The following is a 17,433-nucleotide window of genomic DNA, read 5'->3' as shown; positions in this document are numbered from 1 at the left end:
CAAAACAGGATCACAAACATCCTCCGCAAACAAGTATTGCAGAGTCCCTTTGTGATCGCTTTCACGGAGCATAAAAAGGGTTATCCAAAGGTCATTGCACCAATATGGTGCTTAATGTTTCCATTGAAGCACTATATTGGTGCAACATTCACATCATGGTGCAGCCCTTTTGCACGATGTTAAGCATGATAACGCCTTTTAGGGGCAATTTAAAAGTTGGCACAGTTTTCGCTTTATCTTTTTTACGGCGACACGGCCAAAATAATTGCAGATTTCGTTACCACGACGACCATGACCAATCCAGGAGAGTTAAAGTATGTCCGCTGAACACGTACTGACGATGCTGAACGAGCACGAAGTGAAGTTTGTTGATTTGCGCTTCACCGACACCAAAGGTAAAGAACAGCACGTCACTATCCCTGCTCATCAGGTGAATGCTGAATTCTTCGAAGAAGGCAAAATGTTTGACGGCTCCTCGATTGGCGGCTGGAAAGGCATTAACGAATCCGACATGGTGCTGATGCCAGACGCATCCACCGCAGTGATTGACCCGTTCTTCGCGGACTCTACCCTGATTATCCGTTGCGATATCCTTGAACCAGGCACCCTGCAAGGCTATGACCGTGACCCGCGTTCCATCGCGAAGCGCGCTGAAGATTACCTGCGTTCTACTGGCATTGCCGACACCGTACTGTTCGGGCCAGAACCTGAATTCTTCCTGTTCGATGACATCCGTTTCGGATCTTCTATCTCCGGTTCCCACGTTGCTATCGACGATATCGAAGGCGCATGGAACTCCTCCACCCAATACGAAGGTGGTAACAAAGGTCACCGTCCGGCAGTGAAAGGCGGTTACTTCCCGGTTCCGCCGGTAGACTCTGCTCAGGATATCCGTTCTGAAATGTGTCTGGTGATGGAACAGATGGGCCTGGTAGTTGAAGCCCATCACCACGAAGTAGCGACTGCTGGTCAGAACGAAGTGGCTACCCGCTTCAATACCATGACCAAAAAAGCTGACGAAATTCAGATCTACAAATATGTTGTGCACAACGTAGCACACCGCTTCGGTAAAACCGCGACCTTTATGCCAAAACCGATGTTCGGTGATAACGGCTCCGGTATGCACTGCCACATGTCACTGTCTAAAAACGGCGTCAACCTGTTCGCTGGCGACAAATATGCAGGTCTGTCTGAGCAGGCGTTGTACTACATTGGCGGCGTAATCAAACACGCTAAAGCAATTAACGCCCTGGCAAACCCGACCACCAACTCTTACAAGCGTCTGGTCCCGGGCTACGAAGCACCGGTAATGCTGGCTTACTCTGCACGCAACCGTTCTGCGTCTATCCGTATTCCAGTGGTTTCTTCTCCGAAAGCACGTCGTATCGAAGTCCGTTTCCCGGACCCAGCGGCTAACCCGTACCTGTGCTTTGCTGCCCTGCTGATGGCCGGTCTTGATGGTATCAAGAACAAGATCCACCCAGGCGAAGCCATGGACAAAAACCTGTATGACCTGCCGCCAGAAGAAGCGAAAGAGATCCCACAGGTTGCAGGCTCTCTGGAAGAAGCACTGAACGAACTGGATCTGGACCGCGAGTTCCTGAAAGCCGGTGGCGTGTTCACTGACGAAGCCATTGATGCGTACATCGCTCTGCGTCGCGAAGAAAATGACCGCGTGCGTATGACTCCGCATCCGGTAGAGTTTGAGCTGTACTACAGCGTCTAATAGTTGAAGTTGTACTACCCGGTGCAAAGAAGGCCGGGATTTAGTTGCCGTGGAAACTTTCAGCCCATCTCTGCATGGGCTTTTTTCTCCGTAACTTCTTTGATGCTTCGCGCTTTTTATCCGTAAAAAGCTATAATGCACTAAAATGGTGCAACCTGTTCAGGAGACTGCTTTATGGCAACAGGCACGCAGCCCGATGCTGGGCAGATCCTCAACTCACTGATTAACAGTATTTTGTTAATTGATGACAACCTGGCAATCCATTACGCCAACCCCGCCGCGCAACAACTACTCGCCCAAAGCTCCCGCAAATTGTTTGGTACGCCGTTACCGGAACTGTTGAGCTACTTCTCATTAAATATCGAGCTGATGCAAGAAAGTCTGGAGGCGGGGCAAGGTTTTACCGATAACGAAGTGACGCTGGTGATCGACGGTCGCTCGCATATCCTTTCTGTGACGGCCCAGCGTATGCCGGACGGCATGATCCTGCTGGAGATGGCACCGATGGATAACCAGCGCCGCTTAAGTCAGGAACAGCTACAGCACGCCCAGCAGGTTGCTGCCCGTGATTTAGTGCGCGGCCTGGCGCATGAGATTAAAAATCCGCTTGGCGGTTTACGTGGTGCAGCGCAGTTGCTCAGCAAAGCATTACCTGACCCGTCACTGCTGGAATATACCAAAGTGATTATCGAACAGGCGGACCGGCTGCGAAATCTGGTCGACCGTCTGTTGGGGCCGCAGCTGCCCGGTACGCGCGTTACCGAAAGTATTCACAAAGTGGCTGAACGCGTGGTGACGCTGGTGTCGATGGAACTGCCGGACAACGTGCGGTTGATTCGTGATTACGACCCCAGCCTGCCGGAACTGGCGCACGATCCGGATCAAATTGAACAGGTATTGCTGAATATTGTGCGCAATGCGCTACAGGCGCTGGGGCCGGAAGGTGGTGAAATCATTCTGCGTACCCGCACCGCGTTTCAACTGACCTTACACGGCGAGCGCTATCGGCTGGCGGCGCGGATTGATGTGGAAGATAACGGGCCAGGCATTCCGCCTCATTTGCAGGATACGCTGTTTTACCCGATGGTCAGCGGCCGCGAAGGTGGCACCGGGCTTGGCTTATCCATCGCCCGTAATTTGATTGATCAGCATTCAGGCAAAATTGAATTTACCAGTTGGCCAGGTCATACCGAGTTCTCGGTTTACCTGCCTATCAGGAAATAAAGGTGACGTTTATGCAACGAGGGATAGTCTGGGTAGTCGATGACGATAGTTCCATCCGTTGGGTGCTTGAACGTGCGCTCGCTGGAGCGGGTTTAACCTGTACGACATTTGAGAACGGCGCGGAAGTACTGGAGGCGCTGGCGAGCAAAACGCCGGATGTGCTGCTTTCAGATATCCGTATGCCGGGAATGGACGGGCTTGCGCTGCTCAAGCAGATTAAACAGCGCCATCCGATGCTTCCGGTCATCATTATGACCGCACATTCCGATCTGGATGCTGCCGTCAGCGCCTATCAACAAGGGGCGTTTGATTATCTGCCCAAACCGTTTGATATCGACGAAGCCGTGGCGCTGGTTGAGCGCGCCATCAGCCATTATCAGGAACAGCAGCAACCGCGTAATGTTCAGCTTAACGGCCCGACGACCGATATCATCGGCGAAGCGCCAGCCATGCAGGACGTGTTCCGGATTATCGGTCGGCTTTCACGTTCTTCTATTAGCGTGCTGATTAACGGCGAATCCGGCACCGGTAAAGAACTGGTCGCTCATGCCCTGCATCGCCACAGTCCTCGAGCCAAAGCGCCGTTTATCGCGCTGAATATGGCGGCTATCCCGAAGGATTTGATCGAATCAGAACTGTTCGGTCACGAGAAAGGCGCGTTTACCGGCGCGAATACTATTCGTCAGGGGCGTTTTGAACAGGCCGATGGCGGCACATTATTCCTCGATGAAATTGGCGATATGCCGCTCGATGTACAGACGCGTTTGCTGCGCGTGCTGGCAGACGGTCAGTTTTATCGCGTTGGCGGCTATGCGCCGGTGAAAGTGGATGTGCGGATTATCGCTGCGACCCATCAGAATCTCGAACAGCGGGTACAGGAAGGCAAGTTCCGTGAGGATTTGTTCCACCGCCTGAACGTTATCCGCGTTCATCTGCCGCCGCTGCGTGAGCGTCGGGAAGATATTCCCCGTCTGGCACGCCATTTTTTACAGGTTGCCGCGCGCGAACTGGGCGTAGAAGCGAAGTTGCTGCATCCGGAAACCGAAGCCGCGCTGACGCGTCTGGCATGGCCGGGTAACGTGCGCCAGCTGGAAAACACCTGTCGCTGGCTAACGGTGATGGCTGCCGGACAGGAAGTGTTGATTCAGGATTTGCCCAGCGAACTGTTTGAATCAACGGTTGCGGAGAGTACTTCGCAAATGCAACCGGACAGTTGGGCGACACTTTTAGCGCAATGGGCAGACAGAGCGCTACGTTCCGGTCATCAAAACCTGCTTTCCGAAGCGCAGCCTGAGCTTGAGCGGACGTTACTGACGACCGCGTTGCGACATACGCAGGGGCATAAACAGGAAGCTGCGCGGCTACTTGGCTGGGGGCGTAACACCCTGACGCGGAAGTTAAAAGAGCTGGGGATGGAGTGATTCACAGCTTGTGTGTAAAGATTGATTATTGAGCGCAAATTGCTGGTATTTTGCGCTTTACTGTTCCGATAAGTTCAGTATGATCTTGCCCGGAAAACGGGGAGAGTCATTATGCTGGAATCAATAATTAATCTGGTATCGAGTGGCGCAGTTGACAGCCACACACCGCAAACTGCCGTTGCTGCCGTGCTGTGTGCTGCGATGATTGGGCTGTTTAGCTGAAGCTCGTTGTTTATGCCGGATGCGGAGAAAGTCGTAGGCCTGATAAGACGCGACCAGCGTCGCATCAGGCATCATGCTCAGATGCCGGATGCAGCGTAAACGCCTTATCCGGCCTACAAAAGCAATAATTTCAACAGGTTTTCTTAACCAGCGCATCAGGCAATCTTGTTCTCAGCACATTGATGGCGCTTTCGTTTTCTACTTTGTAAACGAAGCGCCATTCACCATTTAAATCACCCGTGAGAACTGCTGCATCCGCGCTTTCTGGCGCAGATAGGTATCAAAGCACATGCAAATGTTGCGGATCAGCAGGCGACCTTTCGCCGTTACCTGAATCCCCTTCTCATCCACATCCACCAGCCCATCTTTTGCTAACGGGGCAAGCAGCTTGAGATCTTCTGCAAAGTAGTCAGCGAAGTGCAAATCCCACTGTTGCTCAATGGGGGCATAATCCAGACGGAAGTTGCAGATGAGCGACTTAATCACATCGCGACGAATACAGTCATCACGCGTTAGCGCAATACCACGCCACAGCGCATTGCCTTGTTCATCCACTTGCTGATAGTACTGCTTCAACTCTTTCTGATTCTGCGCGTAGCAGTCGCCAATCATGCTGATGGCGGAAACGCCCATCCCCAGCAGATCGGTATCGCCCTGAGTGGTGTAGCCCTGGAAGTTACGATGCAGCACGCCTTCACGTTGGGCCACCGCCAGCTCATCATCCGGGCGAGCAAAGTGATCCATACCGATAAACTGATAGCCCGATTGTGTCAGGAAGGCGATGGTTTCCTGCAGGATATCGAGTTTTTGCTGCGGACTCGGCAGGTCAGCATCTTTGATTTTACGCTGAGCAGCAAAAATGGTCGGCAAATGCGCGTAGTTGAAGACGCTCAGACGATCGGGGTTAAGTTCCGCCACGCGTTTCAGGGTAAAGGCGAAACTCTCCGGCGTCTGTTTCGGCAGGCCGTAAATCAGGTCGATGTTGGTGGAAGTAAAGCCAATCTCACGCGCATGGTTAAGCAGCGCAAAGATGAAATCTTCATCCTGCTCGCGGTTAACCAGACGTTGCACTTCTTTGTTGAAGTCCTGCACGCCCATGCTCAGGCGATTAAAGCCTTCGGCGCGTAAATGATCGAGTACATCCAGTTCGATTTCCCGCGGATCGACTTCGATCGAAATCTCCGCATCGGCATTGAACTGGAAGTTTTCGCGCAGCAACTTCATCAGTCGGCTGATTTGCGCTTTGTTCAGATACGTCGGCGTACCACCGCCCCAGTGCAATTGGCTGACGTGACGCCCGGCGAACAGCGGTGCACGATGGACGATTTCTTGCTCCAGTGCGTCCAGATACTGATCGGCCTTGTGCTGCTGGCGAGTAACAATCTTATTGCAACCGCAGAAGTAACAAAGCTTATGGCAGAACGGAATATGTACGTAGAGAGATAATGGACGCTCAGGATAGCGCGCCACGGCTTGTAAAAACGCCTGTTCGCCGAAGTCTTCTGAAAACTCCAGCGCGGTCGGGTACGAGGTGTATCGTGGCCCGGAATAGTTATATTTCTGGATCAGGGCCAGATCCCAGTCGATTTGCTGTACAGACATGCTCACTCCTTCCGATGGCGTCTCTGGCGGCTACGGCGTACCGGCGGATGCCCGTTTCGGGTCATCAGCCGGTTGCGCAGCCACTTTTGTCGCCGCGACAACCGCTGTAGTTTAACGAATAACCACACCAGATAACATATAACCGGAAGGGTTATCAGCAGAACGGGAAGGCCCACGGCGGCAATCCGTTAGTTGCCCCGCAGCAGACGCATCATGTCTTCTTGCTTCTCGTCTTCTTCCTCTTCTTCGTCATCGTCATAAGAGAGGCCGAGTTTCTGCATCAACTCATCAATACGATCCAGTTTGGCATCCACCCAGGATTGCTCTTCGGCGCTCAGGGTTTCGCCTGCCTCCAGACGTTCCAGCAGCGCATCCAGACGCTCATCAGTTTCCAGTAACTCCAACTCCGCCTGCGGTGAAAGCATAGGTTTCTCACTCTTCGGTTTGTGCTGTTTGGTGACTTTTTCAGTCACGCCCAATGGAATAGGGGTTTTACTGCCAATACGTGGATCTTTCGGTGCGTTCTGGCCTTTGCTGCCTGACGTGGTGTTACCGCCCGCTGCGCGGCTGCCCGGCGCATGACCACGACGTTTTTTCTGACGCTTACGGTCACGAGCTTCCTGATCCAGCTCCTCGCGTGTTTTTCGACGCGCTTTTGCATGACCTTTGCTGCGTGAGTTTGAAGATGATGGTTTCATAATGGTTCGTCTTTTAGCCGTTTTATTCAGTATAGATTTGCGGCGGAATCTAACAGAAAGCAAGCAAAGAAAAAAGGCGACAGATTACTCTGTCGCCTTTTTTCCTGACTCATAACCCTTAACGGGTCTTACAATCCTTGCAGGCCGCCAACACACCCTGTTTTTCCATTAGCCGGAACAATCCGTGTTGATTCCATTTCCGTTTAATTACGTCTCCGGACGTTTGTCTTCCTGACAATCCTCTGTCTTCGCCTCCTGGCGCTCCTGACCCTCATCCTGAGTCATTGTTCCTGTTAGCGTCCTCGCTCTATGGGTGCTACTTTACGCCTTTGCTTTAAACAAACAATCAACCGCCATCAGTATTTGCACATTTTCAGAGTTTTATATAAAAGCAATTAACTGATTTATATAGCTTATTTGACATGCATCGCAGAATTTTCTCTGCTATTTCGCATAAAGACTATCGGCAATGTCTCACAAAGCGTATGGCTTTTACTTACAACGCTCACGCCGAAAAATCCGCCTTTTATTATGGTTCAGGTATAATCGCCGCAAAGCTTTGACTGACGGAGACGACCGCTTTGACTAATTTGAATTATCAACAGACGCATTTTGTGATGAGTGCGCCTGATATTCGCCACCTACCTTCCGATACCGGAATTGAAGTGGCTTTTGCAGGCCGTTCCAACGCAGGTAAATCCAGCGCGCTGAACACGCTGACTAACCAGAAAAGCCTGGCGCGGACCTCAAAAACCCCAGGGCGCACCCAGCTTATCAACCTGTTTGAAGTGGCTGACGGCAAGCGTCTGGTTGACCTGCCCGGCTATGGCTACGCGGAAGTCCCGGAAGAGATGAAGCGCAAATGGCAGCGCGCGCTCGGCGAATACCTCGAAAAACGTCAGAGCCTGCAAGGTCTGGTGGTGCTAATGGATATTCGCCATCCGCTGAAAGATTTGGATCAGCAGATGATTGAGTGGGCGGTAGACAGCAATATCGCCGTGCTGGTGCTGCTGACCAAAGCGGACAAACTGGCAAGCGGCGCACGTAAAGCGCAATTGAATATGGTGCGTGAAGCGGTGCTGGCGTTTAACGGTGATGTGCAGGTTGAAACGTTCTCTTCACTGAAGAAACAAGGCGTGGACAAGCTGCGGCAGAAACTGGATACCTGGTTTAGCGAGATGCAGCCTGTAGAAGAAACGCAGGACGGCGAATAATTTTCTTGCCTTAATGCTTGTGCCGGATGTGGCGTATCCGGCTCTGGCATAGGCCTGAGAAGCATCAGGCATTACGATCTTTTCTTTCGCCCAATAAAAAACGCCCCAGTCATTACTGACTGGGGCGGCTAAAATATTCAGCCAAATCCGATTACGTGAAGTAAAAGGTCTGAAAGATAGAACATCTTACCTCTGTACCCTACGCGACTAACTTTACTCTTTTTTGTTCAGTTCAGAAAGCATTTTTTGTAATTTTTTTTCAGTTGTTGCATAGGAATTTCTAATAGCCATCACAAAACGTGACAGCTTATGTTGCTTACTTACGAAAAAAGGGCATGTTCAGGCGAATCTTAGTGCGCCTGATCCCAGTTTTCGCCACTCCCCACTTCCACCAGCAACGGCACATCCAGACGGGTACAGTTTTCCATCAGTTGATGAATCTGTTTCGCGACGGCATCGACATCATCTTTATGAACTTCAAATACCAGTTCATCGTGTACCTGCATAATCATACGCACACGCGGTTGCTCAGCTTGTAACCACGCATCAACGGCAATCATCGCTCGTTTGATAATGTCGGCGGCGGTTCCCTGCATTGGCGCGTTAATGGCTGCACGTTCAGCCGCTGCACGACGAGCACCATTGCTGGATTTGATATCCGGCAGATACAGACGGCGTCCGTCCAGCGTTTCAACGTAGCCCTGTTCTTTCGCCTGCGCACGGGTGCGCTCCATATACTCCAGCACGCCTGGGTAGCGTTCGAAGTAAAGGTCCATGTACTTCTGCGCTTCTTTACGTGGAATGTTCAATTGTCGCGCCAGACCGAAAGCACTCATGCCATAAATCAGACCAAAGTTGATCGCTTTCGCGCTACGACGTTGCTCGCTGGTGACGGTTTCCAGTGGCAAACCAAACACTTCTGCCGCCGTAGCCCGGTGGATATCTTTTCCTTCCGCGAATGCGGTCAGCAAGCCTTTGTCACGCGAGAGATGCGCCATAATGCGCAGTTCAATCTGCGAGTAGTCCGCCGAGACAATCACATAATCCTCTGGCGCAATAAACGCCTGGCGGATACGACGACCTTCTTCGTTACGCACCGGAATGTTTTGCAGGTTAGGATCGGTTGACGATAAACGTCCCGTTGCGGTTACTGCCTGGTGATAAGAGGTATGTACACGCCCGGTTTTCGGGTTGATCATCAGCGGCAGCTTGTCGGTGTAGGTCGATTTCAGCTTCGCCAGACCACGATACTCCAGAATCACTTTTGGCAACGGATAGTCCAGCGCCAGTTCTTCCAGTACCTCTTCCGACGTTGACGGCGCACCACCCGGCGTTTTCTTCAGCGGTTTAATGCCCTGTTTTTCAAACAGAATGGTTTGTAACTGCTTGGTGGAAGAAAGGTTAAATTCTTCACCTGCAATTTCATGCGCTTTCTTTTCCAGCTCAGCCAGACGTAGAGTGAGCTCTTCAGAATGATTATGAAGCACTTTCGGATCGATCTTCACACCGTTACGTTCAATGCGTGAAAGCACCGGCACCAGCGGCATTTCGATATTCTCGAAGACGTTCAACGGCCCTTTGTGTTTTTGCAGATCCGGCCACATTTTCAGATGCAACTGCAAGGTGACATCGGCATCTTCGGCGGCGTAACGTCCGGCCTCTTCGAGGGCAATCTGGTTAAAGGTCAGTTGATTTTTGCCTTTACCCGCAATCTCTTCAAAAGTGATGGTTTTGTGCTTCAACCAACGTTCCGCGAGGCTGTCCATATCGTGACGCCCGGCAACGCTATTGAGAATGTAGGACTCCAGCATGGTATCAAACGCAATCCCACGTAGTTCAATGCCGTAGTTCGCCAGAATACCGCGATCGTATTTCAGGTTTTGCCCGACCTTCAGCGCCTTTTCATCTTCCAGCAGCGGTTTTAGCAACTCGAGTGCACGCTCGCGAGAGATTTGATCGGGCGCATCAAGATAATCATGAGCAACCGGAATATATGCCGCTACGCCTGGCTCGATAGCAAAAGAAAGCCCGACCAGGTTAGCAGAGATGTTATCAAGGCTGTCGGTTTCGGTATCAAATGCAAATACCGGCGCTTTTTCCAGCTTCGCAATCCACTCTTTCAGTGTTTCTTCATCAAGGATGGTGACGTAGTTGTCATAAGAAATCACCGTTGCCGTGACTTCTGGCGCTTCGTCTGCAACACTGGTTTCCTGCGGCCTGGCTGCGGGTTTCGCCCCTTTAGCCTGTAGCCATTTGCCCGCTTCGACATCAGCAGTCCAGCGTTTGAACTCATACTTTTTGAACAGCCCTAACAACTCTTCCGCCGCCGGTTGCTGCACTTCCAGTTGTTCACAGGTCAGCTCCAGTTCAACGTCGGTTTTAATCGTCGCCAGCTGGTAAGAGAGATAAGCCACTTCTTTGTTTTGCTCGAGCTTCGCCGCCATTGTTTTCGCGCCACGGAAGCTCAACCCAGCAATTTTTTCTGGCTCGGCATACAGCGTATCCAGTCCGCCAAGACCTTGTAGCAATGCTTGCGCGGTTTTTTCACCGACGCCCGGTACGCCAGGGATGTTATCAGAGGAGTCACCCATCAGCGCCAGGAAGTCGATGATCAGTTCTGGCGGCACGCCGTACTTATTCACCACCTCTTCCGGGCCGAGGATGGTATTCGTCATGGTATTGATAAGCGTAATATTTGGCGTCACCAGCTGCGCCATATCTTTATCGCCAGTGCTGATCAGCACCGGACGCCCGGCTTTTTCGGCTTCCCGCGCCAGAGTACCGATAACGTCGTCCGCTTCTACGCCAGAAACCGCCAGCAGCGGCAGTCCCATCGCTTTAACCATCGCGTGCAAGGGTTCGATTTGTGCACGCAGATCGTCCGGCATTGGCGGGCGATGTGATTTGTAATGTTCAAACAGTTCATCACGAAAGGTTTTTCCCTTGGCGTCAAAGACCACCGCTGCATGCGTCGGTTTATATTGCATGATTAGACTGCGCAGCATGTTGAGGACACCATACATCGCACCGGTCGGCTCGCCTGCGCTGTTAGTCAGCGGGGGAAACGCGTGATATGCGCGATAAAGATAAGATGAACCATCTACAAGGATAAGTGGATTTTGGGGGATCTGAACCATAATGTCCGTGCCTGTTTATCAGATTATGGGTAAAGGATGCCACAGACAGGATGAAAACATGAGTTTTTCACCGCTTTTCGTGAAAATCTTTTGTAGATCTTCTGGATCGCTCGCAAATCGTCATGTGGATAACTTTGTGCATAAATTATTTACATCGCTTTTAATTTATTATCATGCTTTTTACAGCATGATGTTTGTCTTTGCTTTTCATACAGTTAAATATAAAGCCATCCCTAATAATTGTGATAATGGGATTTTTTCTAATGTGGATAGATATGAATTATTTTTCTCCTTAAGGATCATCCGTTATTTGGGGCGTTTTCTGCTAAAATCGGCGCCTTGCGCTTCTTTAGCGCACTGTCTATGGCTAACCTTTTGAATAAATTCATTATGACGAGAATACTCGCTGCGATAACCCTTTTGCTGAGTATCGTATTGACCATTTTGGTCACTATTTTTTGCTCCGTCCCGATCATCATTGCCGGGATTGTAAAACTATTGCTACCTGTGCCAGTCATTTGGCGAAAGGTTTCGCGTTTTTGTGATTTTATGATGTATTGCTGGTGTGAAAGTCTGGCGGTATTACTGCATCTGAACCCACACCTGCAATGGGAAGTTCACGGGCTGGAAGGGTTAAGTAAGAAGAACTGGTATCTGCTTATTTGTAACCACCGTAGTTGGGCAGATATTGTCGTACTGTGCGTGCTGTTTCGTAAGCACATTCCGATGAATAAATATTTCCTCAAGCAGCAGCTTGCCTGGGTACCATTTCTTGGCCTGGCATGCTGGGCGCTGGATATGCCGTTTATGAAGCGTTATTCCCGCGCTTATTTATTACGTCATCCGGAGAGACGTGGTAAAGATGTTGAAACCACCCGGCGTTCTTGTGAAAAGTTTCGCCTGCACCCCACCACCATTGTCAATTTCGTTGAAGGCTCCCGTTTCACGCAAGAAAAACATCAGCAAACCCACTCCACTTTTCAAAACTTGTTGCCACCAAAGGCAGCAGGCATTGCGATGGCGCTAAATGTATTGGGTAAACAATTCGATAAACTGCTTAATGTTACGCTGTGTTATCCGGACAATAACCGTCAGCCGTTCTTCGATATGTTAAGCGGTAAACTGACGCGAATTGTCGTACATGTGGATTTGCAGCCTATTGCCGATGATTTACATGGCGACTACATCAATGACAAAAGCTTTAAGCGCCATTTTCAGCAATGGCTGAACTCACTGTGGCAGGAAAAAGACCGGCTTCTGACGTCGTTGATGTCATCACAGCGTCAGAATAAGTAAGTTTTACTCGCCTCTGAATGAGCAGAGGCGAGTGAGTATTTTAATGAACAAAACGTCCGGCACGAGACATAAATTCTTCTTCGCTCATTTCCTGTCCGTTAAAAACAACTTTACCCGGTGTATAACGCAGTTGCAGCGAGGCGGTATTGTTGTCAATCGTGATTAACTGAAACATCTGACCTAATGTCATCATCCCGCTGATTTGTTTATCAGCCCGCTTTTGCGCTTTTTCAGCATCCATTCCTTCAGATAAATTAAGCTGTTTTGCGGTTTCTGTGACGACATTAAGCGGTAACTTCACGTCAAAATTGAGCGATTTAATATCTTTGTTTGTGGATGATGAAGATTTGGCTGGGTCGGCAATACTGATATCCAGATTGGCATTTAGTTCGCCGAGTGCGTTCTTCCATCTTACCGGTTGTTTAATGGTCGGCTCACTTTTTTGTAATAACGGTAAATACTCTTTGAACAATGCAGCATTCACTTCTTGCAGAGCAACTTCATCGTTTGCTAACTCAGGGTGTGCAGCAAGCTGCTTCTGCATCGCAATGTTATACTGAATAATAAATTGGCGCACCGCTGAGGGATCAATAGATTCCGCAATCAAGGACCACTCACCACTACCGAGTTGCTGATTCCCTTTTGTTAACTTATCAAGTTCGTAGGTCAGATTGACATTGATATAATCTTTGTCTTTAACGCGATCCAGCCTGGTTTTTGCAACGAAAGCATCGATTTGGGCAACGTCTTCTCCCTGATTGATAATGTTAATCTGATTGAATTTCGACTCGCTTTCGCCAACCGGAAATTTCTTTTCTTCTAATCGCGTCAGAGAATCAATGGTAAAACTTTTCGCCGTTACTTTGTTCAATGGCGATAATTCCAGAACAATATCTTCGACTTTGCCTTCAATATCCAGGTTAGACAATGAGCTACCATCACCATTAAAAGTAAACTGGCCTTCACCAAAAGAAAACTTTCCATATTTTGCAGGGGCAACATCTAATGTCGTGGAGAATGAGCCACCAAACGCGAATCGCAATGTCGCTTCCACGGGCGATTTATTTTTTGCGGCGATAAATAGCGGTTGTGTCAGTTCATTATTCACTAAGTTCACTTTTGCCGCTGCCAGTGCGGGGATGACATTACCACGCATTAACATTGTGATGGGCAACGGACCGTGCTCAACATCCACATCAAATGCAACTTTCTGGCCTGGCTTGATATTGAGATCGGGTGCACCGTTATCAAATGTCATTTGCATTTGAAAATGAGAATTAAAAAAGCCTTTGTCAAAGTTTTTATAACTTAACGTCATATCGTAGGCATGTTCACCTTTCTTTTTAGCATCGTTAAAATCTTTAATGAACTTTTCGACACCAGGCTGAATTTGCGTACCTGTGTACCATGTGCCACCACCCCAGATTACGGCTAACGCAACAATAACACCTGTAGCTGACTTACGTATCATATAAATATTCCCTGATAAAACAGCAAAACTTTGAATATCCACTTATGCTGAAATAAGTCCAGCGGCAGGACGCATTATCAGAATGTATTTATATTTATTAAATAATAAAAAAAGCCCGTGAATATTCACGGGCTTTATGTAATTTACATTGAATTATTTTTTCTCGGACAGATATTTCACAGTATCAGCATACTGCTGAACAAAAACATCCATATTGCTGGTATCCATACCCTGCGGATTCAGCTGATATTTACCGTTAACAAACATCGCCGGAACGCCACGCAATTGCACGTCAGCTGCAGCTTTTTCCTGCTGAGCGACCAGGGATTTCACCACGAAGCTGTTCCACGCCGCGTCGTACTCTTCACCTTTAATACCTGCGTTGATAAATACATCGCGGATATCAGATGCTGAACGAATGGTCTGGGTTTTCTGTACGCCTTCAAACAGCGGAACAGTGACTTTGTCTTCCACGCCCAGTGCCATCGCCACTGCCCATGCCTGAGTCAGATCTTTGCCCAGGTCACCCCCCATGAAGTTGACGTGGTATTTAGTCATCTTCACGCCTTCCGGCAGTTTTTTCTTCACGTTATCAGAAATATGCAGAACTTCTTCAAACTGATAGCAGTGCGGGCAGAAGAAAGAGAAAAACTCCAGCACTTGCGGCGCGCCAGCTACCGGTTTTTCCAGGGTAGTGTACTGTTTACCATCTTCATACTGCGCCGCCGATGCGCTAAACGCTAAAACTAAACCAGCCAGCGCCAGCCAAATCTTTTTCATGATCTACTCTCTCCGATTAATACATAGGTGTTAATTGCAAAGGGGGTTCTTGTAGAACTTTTGCCTGTTCTATAAAAGTCGCCGTCTGTCGCAGCCAGTAATCTTCCCCGGTTAACCACGGGAAATTTTTCGGGAACGCGGGATCAGCCCAACGCCGCATTAGCCAGGCAAGATAATAAACCAAACGCATGGCGCGTAAAGGTTCAATCAGTCCGATTTCAGCGGTGTCGAACTCGCTAAATTCTTCATAAGCTTCAATAATAGTTTCCAGTTGCATCCGCTGCTCGGCTTTATCGCCATTGAGCAACATCCACAAATCCTGAACGGCTGGACCATTACGTGCATCATCCAGATCAACGAACATTGGACCATCACGCCAGAGAATATTCCCGGCGTGGCAGTCTCCATGTAGCCGCAGAACGGTGAAATCTTCCCGCCAATGTGCTGTAACGGCGGCGATCAGCTCATCTGTCGCTTTCAGGAATGCCGCTTTCAACCCGGAAGGTATCAGTGTAGCGTCCTCAAACAGCTTGCGTGGCTCAATGAGATATTCATTCAGACCGATGGTCGGGCGATGGATAAAAAGCTGTTTGCGCCCCGTCTGGTGCATACGCCCTAAATAACGCCCAACAGCTTCCATCTGATCGATATTATCAGCTTCGAACTGGCGACCACCGACGCTTGGAAAAACAGCGAAATAAAATCCCTGATGATTCAATAAAGTCTGACCGTTAAAGGCCACAGGCGCTGCGACCGGAACTTCATCGTTAACCAGCTGCAACGCAAATTGATGTTCTTCGAGGATTTGATCGGCTGTCCAACGGTCAGGGCGATAAAATTTGACGACAAAACGTCGACGATCTTCGTCCTGAAATTGATAGACACGGTTTTCATAGCTGTTAAGCGGGGTAAGACCGGAATCCACCCGGATCCCATGCTCAAACAGAGCGTCCATGATGGTATCCGGGTGTAGTGTCTGGAAAGTAAAAGCGCTGTTGTTCATCCCATCATCCGGAAAACATTACGAATGATGAAGGATATCATTTCACGATGATTTTGGTGGCACCGCTTACAAGCTTTTACTCTTTAATTACGCCGCGAGCGCGTAACAGCGCCGTTTTGAAATCTTCTTCATAATCTTTCTGCAAACCCGGGATCACCGCATCTTTCGCGGAATCACGCATTTTCAGGTGATAGATCAGAATGTCATCCGTCAAATCCGCCAGTTCGCCGTCAAAACCTGACTCTTTCGCCAGTTTCTGCAAAAATTGCAGCAGGTTAAGGTCTGGCTCTTTTTGCCAGGCTGGCTGGAGGAGTTCAATAACTTCATTCAGACGTTTACATTTCATAGTAATGCTCCTTACTCTTGAGACAGACACGTTAGCAGGGTCAATCCCACAATAAAAGAGGCGATATCGGTGAATCTGATGACGACGATAACAGGCGTTGTGCTGGCGGGCGGTAAAGCCAGACGAATGGGCGGCGTAGATAAAGGATTGCTTGAATTAAACGGCAAACCATTATGGCAACATGTCGCTGACGCGCTTATGACGCAGCTCTCTCACGTCGTGGTTAATGCTAATCGTCATCAGGAAATCTATCAGGCAAGCGGTCTGAAAGTGATTGAAGATACACTGGCGGATTACCCAGGCCCTCTGGCAGGAATGCTTTCAGTAATGCAGCAGGAAGCGGGGGAGTGGTTTTTGTTTTGCCCATGCGATACGCCTTACATTCCCCCTGATTTAGCTGCCCGGCTTAATCATCAGCGCAAAGATGCGCCTGTCGTGTGGGTCCACGACGGTGAACGCGATCACCCGACTATTGCTCTGGTAAACCGCGCAATTGAGCCTTTATTACTGGAATATCTGCAAGCAGGAGAACGCCGGGTAATGGCATTTATGCGTCTGGCTGGCGGTCACGCGGTCGATTTCAGCGATCATAAAGATGCATTTGTAAACGTGAATACGCCAGAGGAGCTTGCCCGATGGCAGGAAAAACGATGATACCGTTACTCGCCTTTGCCGCGTGGAGCGGCACTGGAAAAACTACGCTGCTGAAAAAACTGATCCCGGCATTATGCGCCAGAGGGATCCGTCCAGGGCTGATTAAGCATACGCACCATGATATGGATGTTGATAAACCGGGCAAAGATAGCTATGAGCTGCGCAAGGCTGGCGCGGTACAAACCATCGTTGCCAGCCAGCAGCGATGGGCCTTGATGACGGAAACACCAGACGAAGAAGAGCTGGATCTACATTTTCTCGCAAGTCGAATGGATACCTCAAAGCTGGATTTGATTCTGGTCGAAGGGTTTAAGCATGAAGAGATCGCAAAGATTGTGCTGTTTCGCGATGGAGCCGGACATCGACCGGAAGAATTAGTGATAGACAGACATGTTATTGCTGTAGCCAGTGATGTGCCGCTTAATCTTGATGTCGCGTTACTGGATATTAATGATGTTGAGGGGCTGGCTGATTTTGTGGTGGAGTGGATGCAAAATCAGGACGGATAAGCAAGAGTAGGCTGGATAAAACGCGCCATGCGTCGCACCCGGCATTTTTTTCTGCACCAGCGCAAAAAGGCCATCCTGACGGATGGCCTTCTGCTTAATTTGATGCCTGGCAGTTCCCTACTCTCGCATG

16 protein-coding genes and 1 pseudogene are annotated in these 17,433 nt (G+C 49.6%); 8 read left to right on the top strand and 9 right to left on the bottom strand.

Annotated elements, in window-relative coordinates:
• Positions 1 to 316: 316 nt before the first annotated feature.
• The 4 genes from glnA (at position 317) to FQZ95_RS02075 (ending at position 4,593) form a co-directional block, all read left to right on the top strand.
• The gene (gene glnA / locus FQZ95_RS02090; RefSeq protein ID WP_001271718.1) at positions 317 to 1,726 is read left to right on the top strand and encodes a glutamate--ammonia ligase; all 1,410 of its coding nucleotides are present in this window, start codon (positions 317 to 319) and stop codon (positions 1,724 to 1,726) included.
• A gap of 174 nt (positions 1,727 to 1,900) precedes the next feature.
• A complete protein-coding gene (gene glnL, locus FQZ95_RS02085) occupies positions 1,901 to 2,950 on the top strand; it encodes a nitrogen regulation protein NR(II) (RefSeq protein ID WP_000190577.1) in 1,050 nt (349 codons plus the stop codon).
• An 11-nt stretch (positions 2,951 to 2,961) separates the two neighbouring features.
• Positions 2,962 to 4,371: a nitrogen regulation protein NR(I) gene (glnG, locus tag FQZ95_RS02080; RefSeq protein WP_015953882.1), complete on the top strand. Its 1,410-nt coding sequence runs from the start codon at positions 2,962 to 2,964 to the stop codon at positions 4,369 to 4,371.
• Between the two features lie 111 nt (positions 4,372 to 4,482).
• Positions 4,483 to 4,593 carry a YshB family small membrane protein gene (locus FQZ95_RS02075; protein ID WP_000893994.1) on the top strand — a complete coding sequence of 37 codons (111 nt, stop codon included), beginning with the start codon at positions 4,483 to 4,485 and terminating at the stop codon, positions 4,591 to 4,593.
• Between the two features lie 228 nt (positions 4,594 to 4,821).
• Here FQZ95_RS02075 and hemN read toward each other — a convergent pair whose 3' ends face one another.
• The 3 genes and pseudogenes from hemN to FQZ95_RS26245 all read right to left on the bottom strand — a co-directional run bounded on the left by hemN (position 4,822) and on the right by FQZ95_RS26245 (position 7,178).
• On the bottom strand, positions 4,822 to 6,195 hold the full coding sequence (gene hemN / locus FQZ95_RS02070; RefSeq protein WP_160529829.1) for an oxygen-independent coproporphyrinogen III oxidase: 1,374 nt from the start codon (positions 6,193 to 6,195) through the stop codon (positions 4,822 to 4,824).
• A 188-nt stretch (positions 6,196 to 6,383) separates the two neighbouring features.
• A complete protein-coding gene (gene yihI, locus FQZ95_RS02065; RefSeq protein WP_001295266.1) occupies positions 6,384 to 6,893 on the bottom strand; it encodes a Der GTPase-activating protein YihI in 510 nt (169 codons plus the stop codon).
• Positions 6,894 to 7,011: 118 nt separating this feature from the next.
• Positions 7,012 to 7,178, bottom strand: a pseudogene (locus tag FQZ95_RS26245) (hypothetical protein).
• A gap of 296 nt (positions 7,179 to 7,474) precedes the next feature.
• Here FQZ95_RS26245 and yihA point away from each other — a divergent pair.
• Positions 7,475 to 8,107 (top strand): ribosome biogenesis GTP-binding protein YihA/YsxC, encoded by a 633-nt coding sequence (gene yihA, locus FQZ95_RS02060; RefSeq protein WP_000183349.1) that lies wholly within the window; start codon positions 7,475 to 7,477, stop codon positions 8,105 to 8,107.
• Positions 8,108 to 8,244: 137 nt separating this feature from the next.
• Here yihA and FQZ95_RS26905 read toward each other — a convergent pair whose 3' ends face one another.
• Positions 8,245 to 8,292: a spot 42 RNA, inhibition of DNA synthesis gene (locus FQZ95_RS26905; RefSeq protein ID WP_071892919.1), complete on the bottom strand. Its 48-nt coding sequence runs from the start codon at positions 8,290 to 8,292 to the stop codon at positions 8,245 to 8,247.
• A 165-nt stretch (positions 8,293 to 8,457) separates the two neighbouring features.
• Positions 8,458 to 11,244: a DNA polymerase I gene (gene polA / locus FQZ95_RS02055; protein ID WP_000250026.1), complete on the bottom strand. Its 2,787-nt coding sequence runs from the start codon at positions 11,242 to 11,244 to the stop codon at positions 8,458 to 8,460.
• A gap of 363 nt (positions 11,245 to 11,607) precedes the next feature.
• Between polA and FQZ95_RS02045 the strand changes: the two genes are divergently transcribed.
• On the top strand, positions 11,608 to 12,540 hold the full coding sequence (locus FQZ95_RS02045) for an acyltransferase (RefSeq protein ID WP_001353708.1): 933 nt from the start codon (positions 11,608 to 11,610) through the stop codon (positions 12,538 to 12,540).
• A 40-nt stretch (positions 12,541 to 12,580) separates the two neighbouring features.
• Here the strand turns inward: FQZ95_RS02045 and FQZ95_RS02040 are convergent, their stop codons facing one another.
• The 4 genes from FQZ95_RS02040 to FQZ95_RS02025 form a co-directional block, all read right to left on the bottom strand.
• Positions 12,581 to 14,011 (bottom strand): YdgA family protein, encoded by a 1,431-nt coding sequence (locus tag FQZ95_RS02040; protein ID WP_001355342.1) that lies wholly within the window; start codon positions 14,009 to 14,011, stop codon positions 12,581 to 12,583.
• A gap of 153 nt (positions 14,012 to 14,164) precedes the next feature.
• Positions 14,165 to 14,791, bottom strand: a complete 627-nt coding sequence (dsbA, locus tag FQZ95_RS02035; protein ID WP_000725337.1) for a thiol:disulfide interchange protein DsbA — start codon at positions 14,789 to 14,791, stop codon at positions 14,165 to 14,167.
• A gap of 16 nt (positions 14,792 to 14,807) precedes the next feature.
• Positions 14,808 to 15,794 carry a stress response kinase SrkA gene (gene srkA / locus FQZ95_RS02030; RefSeq protein WP_160529828.1) on the bottom strand — a complete coding sequence of 329 codons (987 nt, stop codon included), beginning with the start codon at positions 15,792 to 15,794 and terminating at the stop codon, positions 14,808 to 14,810.
• Between the two features lie 76 nt (positions 15,795 to 15,870).
• Positions 15,871 to 16,140, bottom strand: a complete 270-nt coding sequence (locus FQZ95_RS02025; RefSeq protein WP_001295263.1) for a YihD family protein — start codon at positions 16,138 to 16,140, stop codon at positions 15,871 to 15,873.
• A 69-nt stretch (positions 16,141 to 16,209) separates the two neighbouring features.
• Between FQZ95_RS02025 and mobA the strand changes: the two genes are divergently transcribed.
• Together mobA and mobB are read left to right on the top strand one after the other, a co-directional pair.
• Positions 16,210 to 16,794: a molybdenum cofactor guanylyltransferase MobA gene (gene mobA / locus FQZ95_RS02020; protein ID WP_032185590.1), complete on the top strand. Its 585-nt coding sequence runs from the start codon at positions 16,210 to 16,212 to the stop codon at positions 16,792 to 16,794.
• Positions 16,776 to 17,303 (top strand): molybdopterin-guanine dinucleotide biosynthesis protein MobB, encoded by a 528-nt coding sequence (gene mobB, locus FQZ95_RS02015; RefSeq protein WP_160529827.1) that lies wholly within the window; start codon positions 16,776 to 16,778, stop codon positions 17,301 to 17,303. Before mobA ends, mobB begins: the two co-directional genes overlap by 19 nt.
• Positions 17,304 to 17,433: the final 130 nt, after the last annotated feature.

It is taken from the genome of Escherichia sp. HH41S, assembly GCF_009820115.1.
Taxonomy (GTDB): domain Bacteria; phylum Pseudomonadota; class Gammaproteobacteria; order Enterobacterales; family Enterobacteriaceae; genus Escherichia; species Escherichia coli_F.
Note: the sequence above shows the minus strand (reverse complement) of the source record. Positions and strands in the feature narration are given on the sequence as shown.

Bases quoted from the DNA above. Each gene is read 5' to 3' on its own strand.
- glnA (WP_001271718.1), top strand. From the start codon at position 317: ATGTCCGCTGAACACGTACTGACGATGCTGAACGAGCACGAAGTGAAG.
- glnL (WP_000190577.1), top strand. From the start codon at position 1,901: ATGGCAACAGGCACGCAGCCCGATGCTGGGCAGATCCTCAACTCACTG.
- glnG (WP_015953882.1), top strand. From the start codon at position 2,962: ATGCAACGAGGGATAGTCTGGGTAGTCGATGACGATAGTTCCATCCGT.
- FQZ95_RS02075 (WP_000893994.1), top strand. From the start codon at position 4,483: ATGCTGGAATCAATAATTAATCTGGTATCGAGTGGCGCAGTTGACAGC.
- hemN (WP_160529829.1), bottom strand. From the start codon at position 6,195: ATGTCTGTACAGCAAATCGACTGGGATCTGGCCCTGATCCAGAAATAT.
- yihI (WP_001295266.1), bottom strand. From the start codon at position 6,893: ATGAAACCATCATCTTCAAACTCACGCAGCAAAGGTCATGCAAAAGCG.
- polA (WP_000250026.1), bottom strand. From the start codon at position 11,244: ATGGTTCAGATCCCCCAAAATCCACTTATCCTTGTAGATGGTTCATCT.
- FQZ95_RS02045 (WP_001353708.1), top strand. From the start codon at position 11,608: ATGGCTAACCTTTTGAATAAATTCATTATGACGAGAATACTCGCTGCG.
- FQZ95_RS02040 (WP_001355342.1), bottom strand. From the start codon at position 14,011: ATGATACGTAAGTCAGCTACAGGTGTTATTGTTGCGTTAGCCGTAATC.
- dsbA (WP_000725337.1), bottom strand. From the start codon at position 14,791: ATGAAAAAGATTTGGCTGGCGCTGGCTGGTTTAGTTTTAGCGTTTAGC.
- srkA (WP_160529828.1), bottom strand. From the start codon at position 15,794: ATGAACAACAGCGCTTTTACTTTCCAGACACTACACCCGGATACCATC.
- FQZ95_RS02025 (WP_001295263.1), bottom strand. From the start codon at position 16,140: ATGAAATGTAAACGTCTGAATGAAGTTATTGAACTCCTCCAGCCAGCC.
- mobB (WP_160529827.1), top strand. From the start codon at position 16,776: ATGGCAGGAAAAACGATGATACCGTTACTCGCCTTTGCCGCGTGGAGC.